This is a genomic window from Paraburkholderia pallida, from assembly GCF_004524855.1.
GTDB classification, from domain to species: Bacteria; Pseudomonadota; Gammaproteobacteria; order Burkholderiales; family Burkholderiaceae; genus Paraburkholderia; species Paraburkholderia oxyphila.
This window is the reverse complement of sequence record NZ_CP038148.1, coordinates 211,363-230,225: the sequence shown is the minus strand read 5'-3', so window position 1 is coordinate 230,225 and position 18,863 is coordinate 211,363. Positions and strand designations below refer to the sequence as shown.

The window sequence follows — 18,863 nt, the reverse complement described above, 5'->3', positions numbered from 1 at the left end:
TGCGAGCGCCTCGTGGATGCTGTGGAGAAACGGCTGCCGGGCTATCTGGCGGCCGTTTTTTTATTCGCGTCGCCGCCGCGTGGCGTGCCTTGCGTGATGCGCAACTCGATCTTCATGCCGGCGGCCACGGCCATGTTGATGAGCGAGTCGAGCGAAAACAGTTCGATCTTGCCGCGCACGAGATCGGACACGCGCGGCTGCGTCACGCCGAAAAGCTGGGCCGCCTGCGCCTGGCTCATCTTGTTGCGCTTGATGTATTCCTCGAGTGCGATCATCAGGTCGCTGCGCAGCGTCATGTTTTGCGCGGCTTCGGGCGTGTCTTCGATGGCGTCCCAGACACTGTCGAATTGTTGGATCTTCACGGTTCGGATTCCTGTATTAGGGCCGCGCGGTAACGCTGCCTGGCGAGGGAAAGGTCGGTGAACGCCGTCTTTTCCGTCTTCTTGCTGAAGCAGTGCAGCACGTGGATGGCGTGGCGAATGCTCGCCACGTAGAACACGCGAAACGCACCGTGCTCGTCGCGAATGCGAATCTCGCGCACGCCAGGACCCACGGGATTCGCGGGTTTCCAGTCGTGCGGTTCGAGCCCGTGCTGGATGCGGCGCAGCTGACGTCCGGCTTCGCGCCGTGCCTTCTCGGGAAAACGCTTGAGATCGGCTAACGCACTGCCGCGAAACTCCAACGGCTTTACATTGCTGAGATTATATAAAATTTTATATGTCCTCAAGAGGTTTGAGCCGCCCGGCGCACGCCGGGAGTGATGTGGCTCAAGTTTCTGAACGGACGTGGCTTTGCGCCCCCGATTACATCAACGCTCGACGCGTTTCCAGGCCCCGTTAGCCATCCGGCCAAGGGGTGAAATTCCCAATATTTGAACGAGCACTCACATATTGGAGATCGCGGAAAAACCGCCCTACAATCCGATCCATCCGACATGACGCGCCATGCGCTTCAGACGAGCACGCAATGCGCTGTCGGCTGCACACATACAAAAGCCCACGGTCGCGTGAGATGCACGCTGCAGCGGGCAAAAATCGGAGACGTCAGCCATGTTCCAGCCCGCGAAGTGCGCGGCCTCGTGCCGTCCGCCCTCAAGCGCGAAAGCGCGTGATTGCTCTCCGAACCATGGCCCGCTGGCTGTCGTTTGACGCCGTGCGCTTATTCCCGTCATTCTGATCGGCCTCGCCATGAACAAAGCGATGTCCCCGAATCTTGCCGAGCGCTTCGAGAGCGCCGACGCCATGTCAGCCGCTGAATCCGCCGCGCACGCTCAGGCGGCGCCTGCCGCCGGCCGCTCGCAGCCGCAAGCGAAATTGCGTTCCGGCGCCGACGAGATCGTCGGCTTGCCGGGCGCGCTGCTCGACGGCTCGGCGCAAGCCGGCACGCAGACGCTGTTGCGCGGCCTCGCCATCCTCGAAGCCGCCGCTGCCGGCGTGCGCGACCTGCGCTCGTTCGGCGCGGTGCTCGGCACGACGCGCAGCACCACGCACCGGCTCGTCTCGAGCCTCGTGCAGGCGCGCTACCTGCGCCAGGTGCAGGGTGGCTACCTGCTCGGGCCCAAGCTCATCGAGCTCGGCACGATCGCTCTCGAGCAGATGCCGCTCACGGCCGTGGCGCGCACGCACCTCGAAGCGCTCGCCGATGCGACGCTCGACACGATCCACCTGGGCGTGCGCGACGGCGACGACGTGCTCTACATCGACAAGATCCCCGGCCAGCGCGGCCTCGAAATGCGCTCGCGCGTCGGGCACCGCATGCCGCTCGCATCCACGGGCATCGGCAAGGCGATGATGCTCGACCTCGCGCCGCAATCCTGGCGCGACTTGTTCGAGGCGTCGCGGCGCGCGCTCGCGGGCGTGAGCTTCCGCCCCGATCACAACCTCGATCCCGACACCTTCCTCAAGCGCATGGCCACGTACTCGGCCGGCGGCTACACGTTCGATCTCGAGGAAAACGAAATTTCGATCCGCTGCGTGGCCGCGCCGGTGCGCGACGCGTCGGGGGCGATCGTGGCGGCGCTATCGGTGGCGAGCACGATTCCCTACATGCCGCTCGAACGCATGGACGAGCTGATCCCGGTCGTGCAGCGCGAGGCGCGTGCGATCTCGCAGGAACTCGGCTGGCGTGTGCCGCAGCCCGCAACGCGCAGGATTCGCCGATGACCGCGCGCACGACAGCCGCGCACGGCGTGCGGGGCAAGGCGGACGCCGCCAGAGCGAAGCGCGCCGTGCTCATCGCGCTCGACTGGGGCACGACTTCGCTGCGCGCGTATCTGTTCGACGCGGCGGGCGAGGTGCTCGACACGCGCATCTCGACGGCCGGGATCATGAACTTGCCGGTGCCGGCCGAAGAGGGCGGCTTCGATGCAGCGTTCGACGAGGCCTGCGGCGTCTGGCTCGCGCAGGGCAGTGCGCTGCCGGTGCTGGCGGCGGGCATGGTCGGCAGCGCACAGGGCTGGGTGAGCGCGCCGTACGTGGAAACGCCCGCGAGCGAAGACGCGCTTGTGGCAAGCATTGTGAAGGTGCGCGCGGCTTGTGGCGTGGAGCTCGCTGTCGTGCCGGGCGTGCTGGAGCCGGGCGCGTTGCCCAATGTCATGCGCGGCGAAGAAACGCAGATCTTCGGTGCGCTTGGCGCGCAGGCCGGTGCTCACGCGGTGCCTGTGAGCCGACCGGAGGTGCAAGCACAAGCGGCGGCGCAAATGCTGATCGGCCTGCCTGGCACGCACGCCAAATGGGTGGTGGTGGAAGGGGCGAGCATTGCGCGCTTTTACACCTTCATGACGGGCGAGGTCTACGCGGCGCTCACGGCGCACACGATCCTCGGCCGCACGATGAAGCGGCCTGTCGTGCCCGATACGGCGGCGTTCCTGCGCGGCGTGACGGTGGCGCGCGAACACGGCTCTGCCGGTGTGCTCGCGACCGCGTTCAGCACGCGCACGCTCGGCCTCACCGACCAGCTGGCCGCCGACGAGCAGCCCGATTACCTCTCGGGCCTCCTGATCGGTCACGAACTGGCCGGGCTCGAAGCAGTGCTCGCACGTCGCGACGTGGAGCTCGCGGCATGCGCGCCGCGGCTGATCGGCGCCGATGCGCTCTGCGAGCGCTATCGCCTCGCGCTCGCGCAATTCGGCTGCAGCGGTGCGCAGATCGTGCACCGGGCGACCGAGCGCGGCTTGTGGCGCATCGCGGTGCGCGCGGGCCTGGTCGTCGGCGCGGGCCAAACAGCGTGAACGGCGCGAAGTGCACAGCACGCGCGGAATGCACAGTACGCAAACCACAGGACTAGCACGATGGAACCCGAATTGAATTTGCCCGCCCCGTACACGCCTCACAAGGGCTTCATGGCAGCGTTCGGTGCGTGCCCGATGATCGCGATCGTGCGCGGCATCAAGCCCGCCGAGGCCGCCGACCATGGCCGCGCGCTCTACGAGGCAGGTTTCAGGATCGTCGAGGTGCCGCTCAATTCGCCGTCGCCGCTCGAGAGCATTGCGGCGCTGCGCGCGGCGCTGCCCGCCGACGCCATGATCGGCGCGGGCACGGTGCTCACGACGCAGCGCGTGTGCGACGTGAAGGCCGCCGGTGGCGAGCTGATCGTGATGCCGCACGCGGACACCGAGGTGATTCTCGCGGCCAAGCTGCAAGGCCTCGCCTGCGTGCCGGGCGTGGCGACGCCGACTGAAGCGTTCGCTGCGCTCAAATGCGGCGCGGACGCACTCAAGATGTTCCCCGCCGAGCAACTGGGCCCGCAGGTAACCAGGGCGTGGCGCGCGGTCATTCCTGGCGTCGTGCCGCTCTTGCCCGTGGGCGGCGTGAAGCCGGACAACATGGGGCCGCAGCTCGCAGCGGGCGCGAGCGGGTTCGGTCTGGGCTCCGCGCTCTACAAGCCGGGGCAGGACGCGGCGGCAACGCGTGCGAATGCGCTTGCGTTCATCGCGGGATGGAGTGCGACGCAAGGCGCGGCACCGGGCGCGCAGGGAGCGAAGCCATGAACCGTCTGGCGGGCAAGGTAGCGCTCGTGACCGGCGCGGGACGCGGCATTGGCGCCGCGATCGCGCGCGCGTTCGCGGCCGAAGGCGCGGCGGTCGTGCTGGCCGAGCTCGACAGTGCGAGCGCCGAGGCGACGGCGTGCGAGATCGAGGAGACGCTCGAGGGCGCATGCACGCTCGCCGTGCCGACCGATGTCACGCAAGCCGCCTCGGTGCAAGCCGCCGTGGTCGAGGCCGAGCGCGTATTCGGCCCCGTCGACGTGCTGGTGAACAACGCCGGCATCAACGTGTTCGCCGACCCGCTCACGATGACCGACGAAGACTGGCGCCGCTGCTTCGCTGTCGATCTGGACGGCGTCTGGAACGGCTGCCGCGCGGTGCTGCCGGGCATGGTCGAGCGCCGCGCGGGCAGCATCGTGAATATCGCCTCGACGCACGCGTTCCAGATCATTCCGGGTTGCTTCCCGTACCCGGTCGCCAAGCACGGCGTGATCGGCCTCACGCGCGCGCTCGGCATCGAGTACGCGCCGAAGAATGTGCGAGTGAATGCAATCGCGCCGGGCTACATCGAGACGCAGCTCACGCACGACTGGTGGAACGCGCAGCCCGACCCCGAGGCGGCGCGCCGCGCGACGCTCGAGCTGCCGCCGATGAAGCGCATCGGCCGCCCGGAGGAGGTCGCGATGACGGCGGTGTTCCTCGCGTCGGACGAGGCGCCGTTCATCAACGCGAGCTGCATCACGATCGATGGCGGGCGCTGCGCGCTGCATCACGAATGAGGCGGTTTCAGTAGCTCTGCAAAAGAATCAATAAGCGACAAAGACAAGAGCAGCACGACGCGTCTATACGCAGCACCTTCGCAGCAGCGCTGGCCGCGCGCGGGCGGATGAAGAAAAAGCGGCCGCCACCTTCCCGTGACTGAAGACGACAGGAGACAGACACCATGCAACGCAGGATTTTCCTCACGCTGTTGGCCGCCGCGACAACCGCCGTGCTGGCCCAGGCACCCGTGGCCCAGGCCGCCGACCAGGTCAAGATCGGCTTTCTCGTGAAGCAGCCCGAAGAGCCGTGGTTCCAGGACGAATGGAAGTTCGCCGAGATCGCCGCCAAGAAGGATGGCTTCACGCTCGTGAAGATCGGTGCGCCTTCGGGCGAGAAGGTCATGAGCGCGATCGACAACCTCGCCGCGCAGAAGGCGCAGGGCTTCATCATCTGCACGCCTGACGTGAAGCTCGGGCCGGGCATCGTCGCCAAGGCCAAGGCGGACAAGCTCAAGATGATGACCGTCGACGACCGCCTCGTCGACGGCTCGGGCAAGCCGATCGAGGCGGTGCCGCACATGGGCATTTCCGCCTACAACATCGGCAAGCAGGTGGGCGACGGCATTGCCGCCGAGATCAAGAAGCGCGGCTGGGACATGAAGGACGTGGGCGCCATCGACGTGACCTACGAGCAGTTGCCGACCGCGCATGACCGCACGACGGGCGCGACCGACGCGCTTGTGGCCGCGGGCTTCCCGAAGGCGAACATCATCGCCGCGCCGCAGGCCAAGACCGACACGGAAAACGCCTTCAACGCCGCCAACATCGCACTCACCAAGAACCCGCAGTTCAAGCACTGGGTGGCGTACGGCCTGAACGACGAAGCCGTGCTGGGCGCCGTGCGCGCAGCCGAAGGCCGCGGCTTCAAGGCCGACAACATGATCGGCATCGGCATCGGCGGCTCGGACTCGGCGCTGAACGAGTTCAAGAAGCCGGAGCCGACGGGCTTCTACGGCACCGTCATCATCAGCCCGAAGCGCCATGGCGAGGAAACGTCTGAGCTGATGTACGCGTGGATCACGCAAGGCAAGGAGCCGCCGATGCTCACGCTCACGACCGGCATGCTCGCCACGCGCGAGAACGTGAACCAGGTGCGCGAGCAGATGGGGCTCGCCTCGAAGTAACGGCACGAGGCGCGCCGTGTGAAAGCGGTGGTTTGAAGTGTTTCCCGCTGCAAGGCGGCCGGCCAGTGAAACGCGCCGGCCGCGTGCGGCGAATCGAATGAGAGGAAACCGAAGTGTCAGCGACACTGCGTTTTGACAATATCGGCAAGGTATTTCCCGGCGTGCGCGCGCTCGACGGCGTGTCGTTCGACGTGCACGCGGGCGAGGTGCATGGCTTGATGGGCGAGAACGGCGCGGGCAAATCGACGCTGCTGAAGATACTCGGCGGCGAGTACCAGCCCGATTCCGGCCGCATCCTGATGGACGGCAACGAGGTGCGCTTCTCCGACGCCGCGGCGTCGATCGGCGCAGGCATCGCCGTGATTCACCAGGAGCTGCAATACGTGCCCGACCTCACGGTAGCGGAGAATCTCCTGCTGGGCGCGCTGCCCAATGCCTTCGGCTGGGTGAGGCGCGGCGAGGCGCGCAAGTTCGTGCGAGAGCGCCTTGCCGCCATGGGCGTGGATCTCGATCCCGCCGCGAAGCTGCGCAAGCTCTCCATCGCGCAGCGCCAGATGGCGGAAATCTGCAAGGCGTTGCTGCGCAACGCGCGCGTGATCGCGCTCGACGAGCCCACGAGTTCGCTCTCGCACCGCGAGACCGAAGTGCTGTTCAAGCTCGTGCGCGAGCTGCGCGCCGACAACCGCGCGCTCATCTACATCTCGCACCGCATGGACGAGATCTACGAGCTCTGCAGCGCCTGCACGATTTTTCGCGACGGCCGCAAGATCGCCTCGCACGAGCAGCTCGCCGAGGTGAAGCGCGCGACACTCGTGGCCGAAATGGTCGGGCGCGAGATCAGCGACATCTACAGTTATTCGCCGCGCGAGCATGGCAAGGTGCGCTTCGCGGTGCGTGGCGTAGAGGGGCATCCGCTCGCGCAGCCGGCGAGCTTCGAGGTGAAGGCGGGCGAGATCGTCGGCTTCTTCGGGCTCGTGGGCGCGGGCCGCAGCGAGCTCATGCAGCTGATCTACGGCACGCACAAGCGGCGCGCGGGCGAGATCGAACTCGACGGCAAGCCGATTCGCGTGAAGAGCGCCAGCGACGCGATTCGCCAGGGCATCGTGCTGTGCCCGGAAGATCGCAAGGAGCAAGGCATCGTCGCGATGGCAACGGTCTCGGAGAACATCAACATTAGCTGTCGCCGCCACTTCCTGCGCGCCGGCATGTTTCTCGACCGCAAGAAAGAGGCCGAGACGGCCGACCGCTTCATCAAGCTCCTGAAGATCAAGACGCCGAGCCGCCGCCAGAAGATCCGCTTTCTCTCGGGCGGCAACCAGCAGAAGGCCATTCTTTCGCGCTGGCTCGCGGAGTCCGATCTGAAGGTGGTGATTCTCGACGAGCCCACGCGCGGCATCGACGTCGGTGCGAAACATGAAATCTATAACGTGATCTACCAGCTCGCCGCACGCGGCTGCGCGATCGTGATGGTGTCATCGGAATTGCCGGAGGTGCTCGGCGTGTCCGACCGCATCGTGGTGATGCGCGAAGGCCGGATTTCCGGAGAGTTGCCGCGCAGCGCGGCGAACGAACACGCGGTGCTGGACCTCGCGCTGCCGCAAGGCACGCAGGCGAGAGCCGCATGAGTGGACGGGGAGGAGTGACTGAAATGCAAGCCAGAGAGAACCTGGCGGCCGACGCCGCCGATGCAGCGAAGAGCGTGGCGCAGAGCGCCGCCGACGCGCTGATTCCCAAGACCAATGACAGGCAGAAGTGGTGGCAGCAGATCACCGACTACAGCCTCATCGTGATCTTCGCGATCATGTTCATCACGATGTCGCTGACGGTCGACCACTTCTTCTCGATCGAGAACATGCTCGGCCTCGCACTGTCGATCTCGCAGATCGGCATGGTGGCCTGCACGATGATGTTCTGCCTCGCCTCGCGCGACTTCGACCTTTCCGTGGGCTCGACCGTCGCCTTCGCGGGCGTGCTTTGCGCGATGGTGCTCAACGCCACGAACAACACCTTCATTGCGATCGTCGCCGCGGTGGCCGCGGGCGCCGCGATCGGCTTCGTGAACGGTGCGGTGATCGCGTATCTGCGCATCAATGCGCTGATCACGACGCTCGCCACCATGGAGATCGTGCGCGGGCTCGGCTTCATCGTCTCGCATGGCCAGGCCGTGGGCGTGTCCTCGGACACCTTCATCGCCATGGGCACGGCGTCGTTCTTCGGCGTGCAGCTGCCGATCTGGGTCACGCTCGTCTGCTTCATCGTGTTCGGCGTGATGCTCAATCAGACCGTGTATGGGCGCAACACGCTCGCGATTGGCGGCAATCCGGAAGCCTCGCGCCTCGCCGGCATCAAGGTCGAGCGCACGCGCGTGTGGATCTTCCTGATCCAGGGCGCGGTGACGGCGCTCGCGGGCGTGATCCTTGCGTCGCGTATCACCTCGGGCCAGCCGAACGCCGCCGAAGGCTTCGAGCTGAACGTGATTTCGGCGTGCGTGCTGGGCGGCGTGTCGCTCCTGGGCGGACGCGCGACGATCTCGGGCGTCGTGATCGGCGTGCTCATCATGGGCACGGTCGAGAACGTGATGAACCTGCTCAACATCGATGCGTTCTATCAGTACCTCGTGCGTGGCGCGATCCTGCTCGCGGCGGTGCTGCTCGACCAGTTGAAGAACCGCGGTGCGCGCGATTGAAGATCAGGAGCCTTTGACGATGTCGTCGTCCGCCAATACACCAGCTACATCTGCCACACCTGCAGACGCCAATGCGCGCCACGCGCACGAGCGCTACGCGCGCTATCCGAGCCTTGTCGACCGTGTCGTCCTCATCACGGGCGGCGCGACCGGCATCGGCGCGTCGTTCGTCGAGCACTTCGCCGCGCAGGGCGCGCGCGTGGGCTTGCTCGACATCGACACGAGCGCGGGCACAGCGCTCGCCGACTCGCTTGGGGACTCGCGCCACAAGCCCGTGTTCGTGTCGTGCGATCTCACCGACATTGCTTCGTTGCGCGCCGCCATCGCCGACCTGAAGGCGGCGCTCGGGCCCGTCGAGGTGCTCGTGAACAATGCCGCGAACGACCGCCGCCACACGCTCGCGGAAGTCACGCCCGAGTCGTTCGACGCAGGCGTTGCCGTGAACTTGCGGCATCAGCTGTTCGCGGCGCAGGCCGTGGCCGAGGACATGAAAGCCGCGCGGGCGGGCTCGATCATCAATTTGGGCTCGATCAGCTGGATGCTCAAGCAGTCGGAAATGCCGGTCTACACGATGAGCAAAGCGGCGGTGCAGGGCCTCACGCGCGGGCTCGCGAAGGACCTCGGACGCTTCGGCATCCGTGTGAACTCGCTCGTCCCGGGCTGGGTGATGACGGAGAAGCAGCGGCGCCTGTGGCTCGACGACGAGGGCCGCGAAGCCATCAAGCGCGGCCAGTGCATCGACGCCGAACTGCTGCCCGCGGACCTCGCGCGCATGGCGCTTTTTCTCGCGGCCGATGACAGCCGCATGATCACGTCGCAGGACATCGTGGTGGACGGAGGCTGGGCATGACGAACGGCGCTTCTGAAGAAGGTGCAGCGGACAAGTCCGCGGACGAAGCGGTGGCCGAGCTGCTCGTGCACGCGAAATGCGAGCTGGGCGAATGCGCGACGTGGTGCGCACGCAGTGGCCGGCTCTACTGGGTCGATATCGAAGGCAAGCGTTTGTCGCGCTATGACGCACGCGACGGCAAGCACGTGAGCTGGGACATGCCGGAGCGCCTCGCGTGCTTCGCGCTGTGCGAGGACGAACGCACGCTGCTGCTGGGCCTCGAATCGCGGCTCGCCTTCTTCGACCTGGAAACGCGCGCGATCGACACCATCGTCGAGGTCGAGCCGGGCGTGCCCACGCGCCTCAATGACGGGCGTTGCGACCGCCAGGGCCGCTTCGTGTTCGGCACGAAGTACGAAGGCGCGCCGATGCAGGCGATCGGCGGCTTCTACCGCCTCAATCACGATCTCACGCTCGAGCGTCTGCCGCTACCCGCGCCCGCGATCTCGAACAGCATCGCGTTCAGCCCGGACGGCTCGACCCTGTACTACTGCGATTCGCTCACGCGCGAGATACGCGCATGCGACTACGGCGCGGATGGAACGATTGCAAACGAGCGCACCTTCGTTGTGCTGACCGACGAGACCGGCGTGCCGGACGGCTCGACCGTCGATGCCGAAGGCGGCCTGTGGAACGCGCAATGGGGCGGCGAGCGCGTGGTGCGCTATGGTGCCGATGGCAGGGAAACCGAGCGCGTAAAGATTCCCACAGCGCAGCCAAGCTGCGTTACGCTCGGCGGAGCGCTGCTGGACACGCTCTATGTGACGAGCGCGCGGGCCGAAATGGAGGAGGCCATGCTCGCGCGCGAACCGCATGCCGGCGGCGTCTTTGCAGTCCGAATCGGCCGCGTGGGCCTTGCTGAGCCGCTGTTTCAGGGGCGTCGGCGCGATTGATGCGGTGCACTAAACGTTGCATGAAGGGTCTTGCAATCGTTTCGCAAGGTGGCCTGCACGCGTGGCCACCGGCGGCGGCGCGGGCCGCGGTGGAGATCACCAACCCGCGTGCGCACGCAAAGTCGTTGTAGTTCGGCAACAGATGCAGTCCATCGGAAGTGCGCAGTCGGCCTTGCCCGTGATGACCAGGGCGGCCAGAACGACCAGGAAGAGAAGGGCGAACACAAGAAGCGGCCGCTGGCCTGTGCGAAGCCATCACCATGAGCGAGCACAACGCCGACAGGCCACCGGTGAGCCGCCTGTTGCGGCGGCAATCGAACATGCCTCTCCAGGAGCATTTCATGAGTGTCGCGAATTCCGCTGTGCGTCGATCCCCCCGTTCCACCCTGAACCCAGCCGCGAGCGCGAGCGTGCCGTCAGGCGCCTCATCCGCATCGGCTGTATCAGCTGTATCAGCGGCCTCACCCGCCGCCGCGCGGCGCGCGCGCCTCGAGGCCGCCACCCATCCCGTCATGCCGGGGCCGAGCACTTCGGCGGTCGCGATCGGCGCAGTAGGGACGAGCGACGTGTCCTGCGTGACGCTCGCGAACGCGTATTTGAGACTCGACGTCGCGCCCCAACTGGGCGGCGGCATCACGCGTTTCGACTGGCGCAGCGAGGGGGCGCTCGAGCCGGTATTTCGACGCTGCGAGCGCGTGAGCGCGCGCATGGATCCGAACGAACTCGCCTGCTACCCGCTGCTGCCGTATTCGAACCGGATCGGCGAGGGGCGCTTTCACTTTGGTGGACGCGACGTTGAAGTGCCGCGCAACCGGGCGAGCGAGCCGCTGCCGATCCATGGCGATGGGTGGCTCGCGCACTGGGCTGTCGAAGAAGCCGACCGCGAACGCGTGCGCCTCGTGCTCGATCATAGCGGCGGCGATCCTTACGCCTATCGCGCCGAGCTGACCTATGCGCTCGATGGCGCGACGCTCGTCATGACGCTCGAAGTGGAGAACACGGGCCGCGAGGCACTGCCGTTCGGCCTGGGCGTTCATCCGTTCCTTGCGCGCGACACGAGCACCGAGCTTTCCGCGCCGGCGAGCGGCCTGTGGCTTTCGGGCGCCGACTGGCTGCCGGTGCGCCACGTGCCCGCGCCGCCCGCATGGCAGTTCGGCGTGGCGTATCCGCTGCCGGCGCAGATGGTGAACCACGCCTTCAGCGGCTGGAGCGGCCGCGCGGCCGTGGTTTGGGAGCGGCGCCGGCTCTCGCTCTCGATCTGCGCTAACACCGACTACTACGTGCTCTACACGCCGCCAGGCGAGCGCTTCTTCTGTTTCGAGCCGGTCGATCATCCGATCAACGCGGTCAACCTCGAGGGCGGCGGCGGGGCGCACGGCATGACCGTGCTTGGCCACGGCGAGCGGCTGGTGCGCACGTTCAGCTTCACGGTCGAGCGCATGGACATGCGCGCGGCGGCGAATCCGCGTCGCCCTGGCGCACGTGGTTTGCGGCGACGGTCGCCGCGGCGCGGCAGTGCTTCCCAAGCCGGGTAAAATACGCGCCGTTTTCCTTTCAACGGCTCGCCGCGAGTTTTCATCATGACCTCCTTCATCCAGACCCTCGACGCCGCCTGGCAGCGCACCGGCTCGCTGCTGTGCGTCGGCCTCGACCCCGAGCCCACGAAATTCCCGGCCGCGCTGGCGGGCCGCAGCGACGCGATCTTCGAATTCTGTCGCGACATTGTCGACGCCACGGCGCCCTATGCGTGCTCGTTCAAGCCGCAGATTGCCTACTTCGCCGCGCACCGCGCCGAAGATCAGCTCGAAGCGCTGATCGCGCATATCCACGAGAAGCATCCGGGCTTGCCCGTGATCCTCGACGCCAAGCGCGGCGACATCGGCAGCACCGCGGAGCAGTACGCGCGCGAAGCGTTCGAGCGCTTCAAGGCCGACGCCGTGACGGTCAACCCCTACATGGGCTACGACTCCATCGAGCCGTGGCTCGCGCACAAGGGCAAGGGCGTGATCGTGCTGTGCCGCACGTCGAACCCCGGCGGCTCCGACCTGCAGTTCCTGACCACCGACGGCAAGCCGCTCTATCAGGTCGTGGCGTCGCTCGCGGCGCAGAAGTGGAACGCGAGCGGTGAGCTCGGGCTCGTGGTGGGGGCGACGTTTCCGAAGGAAATCGAGACGGTGCGGGCGCTCGTCGGCGACATGCCGCTGCTGATTCCGGGCATTGGCGCGCAAGGCGGCGATGTCGAGGCAACCGTGAAGGCCGGCCGCACGGCCAACGGCACGGGCATGCTCATTAACTCGTCGCGCGCAATCATCTATGCGAGCAAGGGCGAGGATTATGCGCAGGCGGCAGCGAAGGCTGCTGAACAGACGCGCGACAAGATCAACGCGTATCGCTGATGCGGGAGCGGTTCGGCGCACATCGCGCCGGACCGCTCGAATGTCTCGGGTCGACGCGAATCGCGCGGCCGGAGACGTTCAGATTGAAATCTGAATTCTCGCGTCAAAAATTAATAAACTTCCTTGTTTCTCTTAAATAATTAAGAGAATTCCTATTCGACCTCCGACATTCGATCAGTAATATCCGTAGTAATCGCTGACGAACTGTAGGAAGGACTCCGAATTTCCTACGCTTGCCCCTCGCGGTTCTGCTGCGGACATGGGTGGGCGCCCGGCATGGTAGCCATCGCACGAGTTGCCGTTGCTCGCTTCGGCGAGCGGGCAATTCAGTCAGGCAAACATTTCGTTTTCAATCGACGAATGGAGACCGTCGCCTGTCAGGCGGCGGTTCGACGGAACACGCTGTAGGGAGCGTGCGCGGACGGTCGGCGCGACCATCCGCATTTGGCAGGGCTTTTGCGGCGCGTCCTCGGGTTGGAGCGCCGCTTCTTTTTTGTGCACGGCGTTCGAACGGGCCTGGCGGCAACGCCACTCATGCCCCCGAAGCGCAGCACAGCGCTCAGTCCTCAGTCCTTCTTCGCGGTCGCGAGCAGGGCCGGCTTCCCGAATAGCTCGATGATCGCCCGATGCAGTGGATACTTTTCGGCGAGCGCATCCACATCCGCAATCTCGAATTCGCTGAACTCGAACCCCGGCGCAACCGTGCAGCCCACGAGCGCATACGTAGACGGATCGCAGCAGCGCGCCGCGAACCAGTGTCCCGCGGGCACCACCGCCTGAAAGACCGTGCCTGGATGGTCGAGCGCATGGCCGAGCTTGCGCGTGGAGAGCACGCCACGCTCATCGATCGAATGGATCTCGATGGGCGAGCCCGCGTAAAAGTGCCACAGTTCGTCCGACCGGATGCGGTGCCAGGCCGAATAGGCGCCGTTCGCAAGGAGGAAGTAGATGGCGGTCGAGGCGGTGCGCGCACCCTCGGTGGCCGGCGCGCCATCGCGGCGGATCAGCTTGTCCGAACGGTAGGTCTCGCTGTAGTAGCCGCCTTCAGGATGGGGTTCGAGCCCGAAGCGGCGGATCAGCTCGTCGACGGGGCCGCCGGCGCTCGCCGGCTCGGTTGACTTCGCAGTGGTCATGGATTCGGGCCTCCTGGTCCTTGTCGATCGCACGAAGCTGTCGGGTTCCGGTAGGGTAGGCCATCTCCGGACGTCCGGCGTTCGAGGAGGCCAGACGTCCTCAGCGTTCCTTTTCGTCGATCAGTGCCAGCAGCCCGCGCAGCGCGTGCACGGCGGCCTGCACACGGATCTGCTCCCGGTCGCCCTTGAAGACCAGCGTCTCGACGCTGGTGTGCAGCCGGTTGCTCCAGCCAAACGACACCATGCCCACCGGCTTTTCCGGTGTGCCGCCGCCTGGACCGGCCACGCCCGTGATGGCGAGCGAAATTTGTGCCCGGCTATTGCGCAGCGCACCTTCGGCCATGGCGCGCGCGACCGGCTCGCTCACGGCGCCGTGCTTTTCGATGAGATCGGCGGGCACGCCGATCATCTCCGTCTTCGCCTGGTTCGAATACGTGACGAAGCCGCGTTCGAACCAGCCGCTGCTGCCCGAAATGTCGGTGATGGCGGTAGCGACCATGCCGCCCGTGCAGGACTCGGCGGTGGCGAGCATGAGCCTGGCGTCGCGCAGTTTGTTGCCCGCGCGGATGGCGAGTTGGTGAACGACCGAATCGGTAGGCATGGGTGAGTGTCCGTGGCGGTGTGGCGGTTGTGATCCTGATTGCGTTCCTGGTGGCGTTCCTTCTGGGGGCGTGGCGGCGGCGGCCTGCGCGGCGCTCAGACCGACATGCGCCAGAGGGCGATCACGAGCAGCGTGAAGAACGCGGCAACGAGGTCGTCGAGCATGATGCCGAAGCCACCCTTGAAGCGCCGCTCGAGATAGCGGATGGGTGGCGGCTTCACCGTGTCGAAAAAGCGGAAGACCAGGAACGCCCAGAGTTTGTTCATAAAGTCGATGGGCGTGATCATCAGCAGCACGAGCCAGAACGCGATGATCTCGTCCCAGACGATGGCCGATGGGTCTTCGGTATGCATCATCTTCGCGGTGTATCCCGTGATGCCAATGCCGGCGAGATAGCCCACGATGATCAGGACGCCCCAGTCGGTCACCGTGAGGTAGCGGTTGAGCACCTCGAAGGCCGCCCACGCGAAGAGCGTGCCGGCTGTGCCCGGCGCGAGCCGCGAGAGTCCGGAGCCGAAGCCGAGCGAGATGATGTGCAGCGGATGCTTGAGCATGAACGGCGCATCGGCGCGGCGCGGCGCCTTGGGCGCGGCGGTTCCGGTATCCGCGCCGCTCACGCCGGCAGAGGCGGGCTGGCCGGCCGTCGCGAGTTTGTCGGCGGGCGCGGGCGTTGGGTCAGTCTGCATGAAAGTGATCGAAGCCTTGCAACGTCAGGTTGAGCGGCGCACCGGACGCGTCGCGCCATGCGATGTCCGGCCACGCTTGCGCCTTGTGCTGTGCGTGCGCGCCGTCGCGGGCCGCAACGGCAGCCTCGGGCGATGCGGCCAAATCGGGAGAAGTTATTGTACCGATGCGCGTCACGCGCACGCCCGCCTGTTGCGCCGCTGCCTCGACGGCCCCGCGTTGTGCTTGCGCTGCCGTGAAGCAGAGCTCGTAGTCGTCGCCGCCCGCGAGCGCGCATTGCAGTTGCAGCGCGCGCGGCAGGCGTGCGAGCGCCGCGGACAGCGGCAGCGCGTCCACGTCGATCTCGGCATTCACGTGCGAGCGCTCGAGGATGTGCCGCAGGTCGCCGGCGAGTCCGTCGGAGACGTCCAGCGCCGCGCGCGCAATGCCCGCGAGCGCGAGACCGAGCGCGACGCGCGGCTCGGGGTATTCGAGCGCGCGGCGGAAGTGGGCGGCGTCGGCGCGATCGATTTGCACGTGTGGCCACTCGCCACGCAGCACGCCGAGACCCGCGCGCGCGTCGCCCGGCGTGCCTGACACCCAGACGTCGTCGCCGGGCCGGGCCGCGTCGCGCCGAAGCGCGTCATGCTGGCGGACCGAGCCGAACACGGTAATGCACAGATTGAGTGGGCCGGCGGTGGTGTCGCCGCCGATCAGCTCGCAGCCGTATCGGTCGGCCAGCTCGAAAAGCCCGCCGCTGAACGCCTCGAGCCAGTCCTCGCGCGGCTTGGGCAGCGCGAACGCGAGCGTGAAGCCGAGCGGCGCGGCGCCCATGGCGGCGAGATCCGAGAGATTGACGGCGAGCGCCTTGTGGCCGAGCGCGCGAGGATCGACATCGGGAAGAAAGTGACGGCCCTCCACGAGCATGTCCGTGGAGACGGCCAGCATCTCGCCGGCAGCGGGCGCGATGAGCGCGCAGTCGTCGCCGATGCCGAGCGCGGCGCGGCGTGTGTTCGTGCGTGCGCGTCGCGCAAAATAACGGTCGATCAGGGAGAACTCGGAAAGCATGACGAAAGGTCTATGGCGAATGGCCAGGTTGGTCCGGCGCGCGCCGCGCCGGCGGGGCGTTCCCCTCATTCCGGTCGCGGCAGCTACGCCCCATCTGTAAGGAATGCTGCCGGAGATTGGCGCTACAATGCGTCCGAATCAGCGTCTGAATTGCCATTCTAATCCGCACTTGGGGCCTGCCTCTCATGTCGAATTCCGCCACGAACAAGCTTCGCGAAGCTGCCCTCGACTATCACGAATTTCCTACGCCCGGAAAGATCGCGATCGCGCCGACCAAGCAGATGATCAACCAGCGCGACCTCTCGCTCGCGTACTCGCCGGGCGTCGCGTTCGCGTGCGAGGCGATCGTCGAGAATCCGCTGAACGCCGCGCGCTTCACGGCGCGCAGCAACCTCGTGGGCGTCGTGTCGAACGGCACGGCCGTGCTCGGCCTCGGCAACATCGGCCCGCTCGCCTCGAAGCCGGTCATGGAAGGCAAGGCGGTGCTGTTCAAGAAGTTCGCCGGCATCGACGTGTTCGACATCGAGCTGAACGAGTCGGACCCGCACAAGCTCGTGGACGTGATCGCCGCGCTCGAGCCCACCTTCGGCGGCATCAATCTGGAAGACATCAAGGCGCCCGAGTGCTTCATCGTCGAACGCGAAGCCCGCAAGCGCATGAAGATCCCGGTCTTCCACGACGACCAGCACGGCACGGCCATTGTGGTGGCGGCGGCCTTCACCAACGGCCTGAAGGTCGTGGGCAAGGACATCAAGAAAGTGAAGCTCGTGGCGTCGGGCGCGGGCGCGGCGGCGCTGGCGTGCCTCGACCTGCTTGTCGACCTCGGCCTGCCGCTCGAGAACATCTACGTGACCGACCTCGCAGGCATGGTCTACAAGGGCCGCACCGAGCTGATGGACCCGGACAAGGAGCGCTTCGCACGCGAAACCGACGCGCGCACGCTCGCCGAAGTGATCGAAGGCGCCGACATTTTCCTTGGCCTGTCCGCCGGCGGCGTGCTCAAGCAGGACATGGTCAAGCAGATGGCCGCCAAGCCGCTCATTCTCGCGCTCGCGAACCCCACGCCGGAAATTCTGCCGGAGCTCGCGCTCGAAGTGCGTCCGGACGCGGTGCTGGCCACGGGCCGCACCGACTACCCGAACCAGGTCAACAACGTCCTGTGCTTCCCGTTCATCTTCCGCGGCGCGCTCGACGTAGGCGCGACCACCATCACGCGCGAGATGGAGATTGCCGCCGTGAACGCGATCGCGGAACTGGCGCGCCAGGAGCAGAGCGACGTCGTGGCCACGGCCTACGGCATCCAGGATCTGCAATTCGGGCCTGAATACCTGATTCCGAAGCCGTTCGATCCGCGCCTGATCGTGAAGATCGCGCCGGCCGTCGCCAAGGCGGCGATGGACTCGGGCGTGGCGACCCGTCCGATCGAGGACATGGACGCCTACACGCAGCATCTCCAGCAGTTCGTCTACCACAGCGGCACGACCATGAAGCCGATCTTCCAGATCGCGCGTGCCGTGGAGCCGGAGAGGAAGCGCATCGTGTTCGCCGAAGGCGAAGAGGAGCGCATTCTGCGCGCGGTGCAGATCGTCGTCGATGAAAAACTCGCGAAGCCTATCCTGATCGGCCGCCCCGCGGTGATCGAGCAGCGCATCGCGCGCTACGGCCTGCGTCTGGTCGCGGGCCAGGACTACACGGTCGTCAATACCGACCACGACGAGCGTTACCGCGACTTCTGGCAGAGCTACGCCAAGCTGATGGCGCGCAAGGGCATCACGCAGCAGATGGCCAAGCTCGAAATGCGCCGCCGCACCACGCTGATCGGCTCGATGCTGGTGCAAAAGGGCGAAGCCGACGGCATGCTGTGCGGCACGGTCAGCACGACGCACCGCCATCTGCACTTCATCGACCAGATCATCGGCAAGAAGGAAGGCTGCAGCGTCTATGGGGCGATGAACGGGCTGGTGCTGCCCAATCGCCAGATCTTCGTGGTCGACACGCACGTGAACGTCGACCCGACGCCGGAGCAGCTCGCCGAGATCACCATCATGGCGGCCGAAGAGGTGCGCCGCTTCGGTATCGAGCCGAAGGTCGCGCTGTGCTCGCATTCGAACTTCGGTTCGAGCAACGCGCCTTCGGCGCGGAAGATGCGCGATCTGCTCGAGATCCTCAAGGAGCGCGCCCCGGACCTGCAGGTGGACGGCGAAATGCACGGCGACGTCGCACTCGATCCGAAGCTGCGCAAGGAAATCCTGCCGGAGTCGACGCTCGAAGGCGAAGCGAACCTGCTCGTCATGCCGAACATCGACGCGGCGAACATCTCGTACAACCTGCTGAAGACGGCGGCGGGCAACAATATCGCCATCGGCCCGATGCTGCTCGGCGCGGCCAAGCCGGTGCACGTGCTGACGGCTTCGGCCACCGTGCGCCGGATCGTCAACATGACCGCGCTGCTGGTCGCAGATGTGAACGCGGCGCGTTAAGCCGCTCAAGTCGCTCGCATCAAGTTCCGGATCGGCCGCGCTCCCGCGGCTTCATGCCTCGCACCGGCGGCGCCACCCGCCGCCGGTCTCCCATCGCCAGTCTTCCACCGTGCATCAGGATCGT

General features: G+C 66.4%; 18 protein-coding genes. 12 read left to right on the top strand and 6 right to left on the bottom strand.

The window, feature by feature from the left end; all coding sequences use genetic code 11:
- Positions 1-41 precede the first annotated feature (41 nt).
- Complete coding sequence (locus tag E1956_RS00960; protein WP_043283573.1) at positions 42-362, bottom strand: helix-turn-helix domain-containing protein; 321 nt, start codon at positions 360-362, stop codon at positions 42-44.
- Entirely contained in the window at positions 359-682 is a 324-nt protein-coding gene (locus E1956_RS00955) for a type II toxin-antitoxin system RelE/ParE family toxin (RefSeq protein ID WP_232071200.1), read from the bottom strand. The genes E1956_RS00960 and E1956_RS00955 overlap by 4 nt, the downstream gene beginning before the upstream one ends.
- A 505-nt stretch (positions 683-1,187) precedes the next feature.
- On the opposite strand from E1956_RS00955, the gene E1956_RS00950 reads away from it, so the two are divergent.
- The 11 genes from E1956_RS00950 to pyrF all read left to right on the top strand — a co-directional run bounded on the left by E1956_RS00950 (position 1,188) and on the right by pyrF (position 12,794).
- A complete protein-coding gene (locus E1956_RS00950) occupies positions 1,188-2,162 on the top strand; it encodes an IclR family transcriptional regulator (RefSeq protein WP_134746624.1) in 975 nt (324 codons plus the stop codon).
- Positions 2,159-3,229 (top strand): 2-dehydro-3-deoxygalactonokinase, encoded by a 1,071-nt coding sequence (locus E1956_RS00945; protein ID WP_134746622.1) that lies wholly within the window; start codon positions 2,159-2,161, stop codon positions 3,227-3,229. Before E1956_RS00950 ends, E1956_RS00945 begins: the two co-directional genes overlap by 4 nt.
- Before the next feature lie 60 nt (positions 3,230-3,289).
- On the top strand, positions 3,290-3,988 hold the full coding sequence (locus E1956_RS00940) for a 2-dehydro-3-deoxy-6-phosphogalactonate aldolase (RefSeq protein ID WP_134746620.1): 699 nt from the start codon (positions 3,290-3,292) through the stop codon (positions 3,986-3,988).
- On the top strand, positions 3,985-4,764 hold the full coding sequence (locus E1956_RS00935; RefSeq protein WP_134746618.1) for an SDR family oxidoreductase: 780 nt from the start codon (positions 3,985-3,987) through the stop codon (positions 4,762-4,764). Before E1956_RS00940 ends, E1956_RS00935 begins: the two co-directional genes overlap by 4 nt.
- 164 nt (positions 4,765-4,928) lie before the next feature.
- Positions 4,929-5,930: an arabinose ABC transporter substrate-binding protein gene (locus tag E1956_RS00930; RefSeq protein ID WP_134746615.1), complete on the top strand. Its 1,002-nt coding sequence runs from the start codon at positions 4,929-4,931 to the stop codon at positions 5,928-5,930.
- 113 nt (positions 5,931-6,043) lie between these two features.
- On the top strand, positions 6,044-7,555 hold the full coding sequence (gene araG, locus E1956_RS00925; RefSeq protein WP_134746613.1) for an L-arabinose ABC transporter ATP-binding protein AraG: 1,512 nt from the start codon (positions 6,044-6,046) through the stop codon (positions 7,553-7,555).
- Positions 7,556-7,578: 23 nt separating this feature from the next.
- Positions 7,579-8,616 carry an L-arabinose ABC transporter permease AraH gene (gene araH / locus E1956_RS00920; protein ID WP_134746611.1) on the top strand — a complete coding sequence of 346 codons (1,038 nt, stop codon included), beginning with the start codon at positions 7,579-7,581 and terminating at the stop codon, positions 8,614-8,616.
- 19 nt (positions 8,617-8,635) lie between these two features.
- Complete coding sequence (locus tag E1956_RS00915; protein WP_134746609.1) at positions 8,636-9,466, top strand: SDR family NAD(P)-dependent oxidoreductase; 831 nt, start codon at positions 8,636-8,638, stop codon at positions 9,464-9,466.
- Positions 9,463-10,398: an SMP-30/gluconolactonase/LRE family protein gene (locus E1956_RS00910; protein WP_134746607.1), complete on the top strand. Its 936-nt coding sequence runs from the start codon at positions 9,463-9,465 to the stop codon at positions 10,396-10,398. Before E1956_RS00915 ends, E1956_RS00910 begins: the two co-directional genes overlap by 4 nt.
- Positions 10,399-10,739: 341 nt before the next feature.
- Positions 10,740-11,933 (top strand): aldose 1-epimerase, encoded by a 1,194-nt coding sequence (locus E1956_RS00905; protein WP_134746605.1) that lies wholly within the window; start codon positions 10,740-10,742, stop codon positions 11,931-11,933.
- A 45-nt stretch (positions 11,934-11,978) separates the two neighbouring features.
- Positions 11,979-12,794 carry an orotidine-5'-phosphate decarboxylase gene (gene pyrF / locus E1956_RS00900; protein ID WP_134746603.1) on the top strand — a complete coding sequence of 272 codons (816 nt, stop codon included), beginning with the start codon at positions 11,979-11,981 and terminating at the stop codon, positions 12,792-12,794.
- 566 nt (positions 12,795-13,360) lie between these two features.
- On the opposite strand, the gene E1956_RS00895 is transcribed toward pyrF, so the two are convergent.
- From E1956_RS00895 to thiL, 4 genes are all read right to left on the bottom strand, one after another.
- Complete coding sequence (locus E1956_RS00895; RefSeq protein WP_134746601.1) at positions 13,361-13,927, bottom strand: cupin domain-containing protein; 567 nt, start codon at positions 13,925-13,927, stop codon at positions 13,361-13,363.
- 100 nt (positions 13,928-14,027) lie between these two features.
- On the bottom strand, positions 14,028-14,528 hold the full coding sequence (locus tag E1956_RS00890; RefSeq protein WP_028216217.1) for a CinA family protein: 501 nt from the start codon (positions 14,526-14,528) through the stop codon (positions 14,028-14,030).
- 95 nt (positions 14,529-14,623) lie between these two features.
- The gene (locus E1956_RS00885; protein WP_134746599.1) at positions 14,624-15,214 is read right to left on the bottom strand and encodes a phosphatidylglycerophosphatase A family protein; all 591 of its coding nucleotides are present in this window, start codon (positions 15,212-15,214) and stop codon (positions 14,624-14,626) included.
- On the bottom strand, positions 15,204-16,259 hold the full coding sequence (thiL, locus tag E1956_RS00880; RefSeq protein WP_134746597.1) for a thiamine-phosphate kinase: 1,056 nt from the start codon (positions 16,257-16,259) through the stop codon (positions 15,204-15,206). Before thiL ends, E1956_RS00885 begins: the two co-directional genes overlap by 11 nt.
- A gap of 185 nt (positions 16,260-16,444) precedes the next feature.
- On the opposite strand from thiL, the gene E1956_RS00875 reads away from it, so the two are divergent.
- Positions 16,445-18,739: an NADP-dependent malic enzyme gene (locus E1956_RS00875; protein WP_134746594.1), complete on the top strand. Its 2,295-nt coding sequence runs from the start codon at positions 16,445-16,447 to the stop codon at positions 18,737-18,739.
- The last annotated feature ends 124 nt before the right edge of the window (positions 18,740-18,863 follow it).

Bases quoted from the DNA above. Each gene is read 5' to 3' on its own strand.
- E1956_RS00945 (WP_134746622.1), top strand. From the start codon at position 2,159: ATGACCGCGCGCACGACAGCCGCGCACGGCGTGCGGGGCAAGGCGGAC.
- E1956_RS00905 (WP_134746605.1), top strand. From the start codon at position 10,740: ATGAGTGTCGCGAATTCCGCTGTGCGTCGATCCCCCCGTTCCACCCTG.
- E1956_RS00885 (WP_134746599.1), bottom strand. From the start codon at position 15,214: ATGCAGACTGACCCAACGCCCGCGCCCGCCGACAAACTCGCGACGGCC.
- E1956_RS00890 (WP_028216217.1), bottom strand. From the start codon at position 14,528: ATGCCTACCGATTCGGTCGTTCACCAACTCGCCATCCGCGCGGGCAAC.
- thiL (WP_134746597.1), bottom strand. From the start codon at position 16,259: ATGCTTTCCGAGTTCTCCCTGATCGACCGTTATTTTGCGCGACGCGCA.
- E1956_RS00940 (WP_134746620.1), top strand. From the start codon at position 3,290: ATGGAACCCGAATTGAATTTGCCCGCCCCGTACACGCCTCACAAGGGC.
- E1956_RS00875 (WP_134746594.1), top strand. From the start codon at position 16,445: ATGTCGAATTCCGCCACGAACAAGCTTCGCGAAGCTGCCCTCGACTAT.
- E1956_RS00930 (WP_134746615.1), top strand. From the start codon at position 4,929: ATGCAACGCAGGATTTTCCTCACGCTGTTGGCCGCCGCGACAACCGCC.
- E1956_RS00910 (WP_134746607.1), top strand. From the start codon at position 9,463: ATGACGAACGGCGCTTCTGAAGAAGGTGCAGCGGACAAGTCCGCGGAC.
- E1956_RS00950 (WP_134746624.1), top strand. From the start codon at position 1,188: ATGAACAAAGCGATGTCCCCGAATCTTGCCGAGCGCTTCGAGAGCGCC.
- pyrF (WP_134746603.1), top strand. From the start codon at position 11,979: ATGACCTCCTTCATCCAGACCCTCGACGCCGCCTGGCAGCGCACCGGC.
- araH (WP_134746611.1), top strand. From the start codon at position 7,579: ATGCAAGCCAGAGAGAACCTGGCGGCCGACGCCGCCGATGCAGCGAAG.
- E1956_RS00915 (WP_134746609.1), top strand. From the start codon at position 8,636: ATGTCGTCGTCCGCCAATACACCAGCTACATCTGCCACACCTGCAGAC.
- E1956_RS00895 (WP_134746601.1), bottom strand. From the start codon at position 13,927: ATGACCACTGCGAAGTCAACCGAGCCGGCGAGCGCCGGCGGCCCCGTC.
- E1956_RS00935 (WP_134746618.1), top strand. From the start codon at position 3,985: ATGAACCGTCTGGCGGGCAAGGTAGCGCTCGTGACCGGCGCGGGACGC.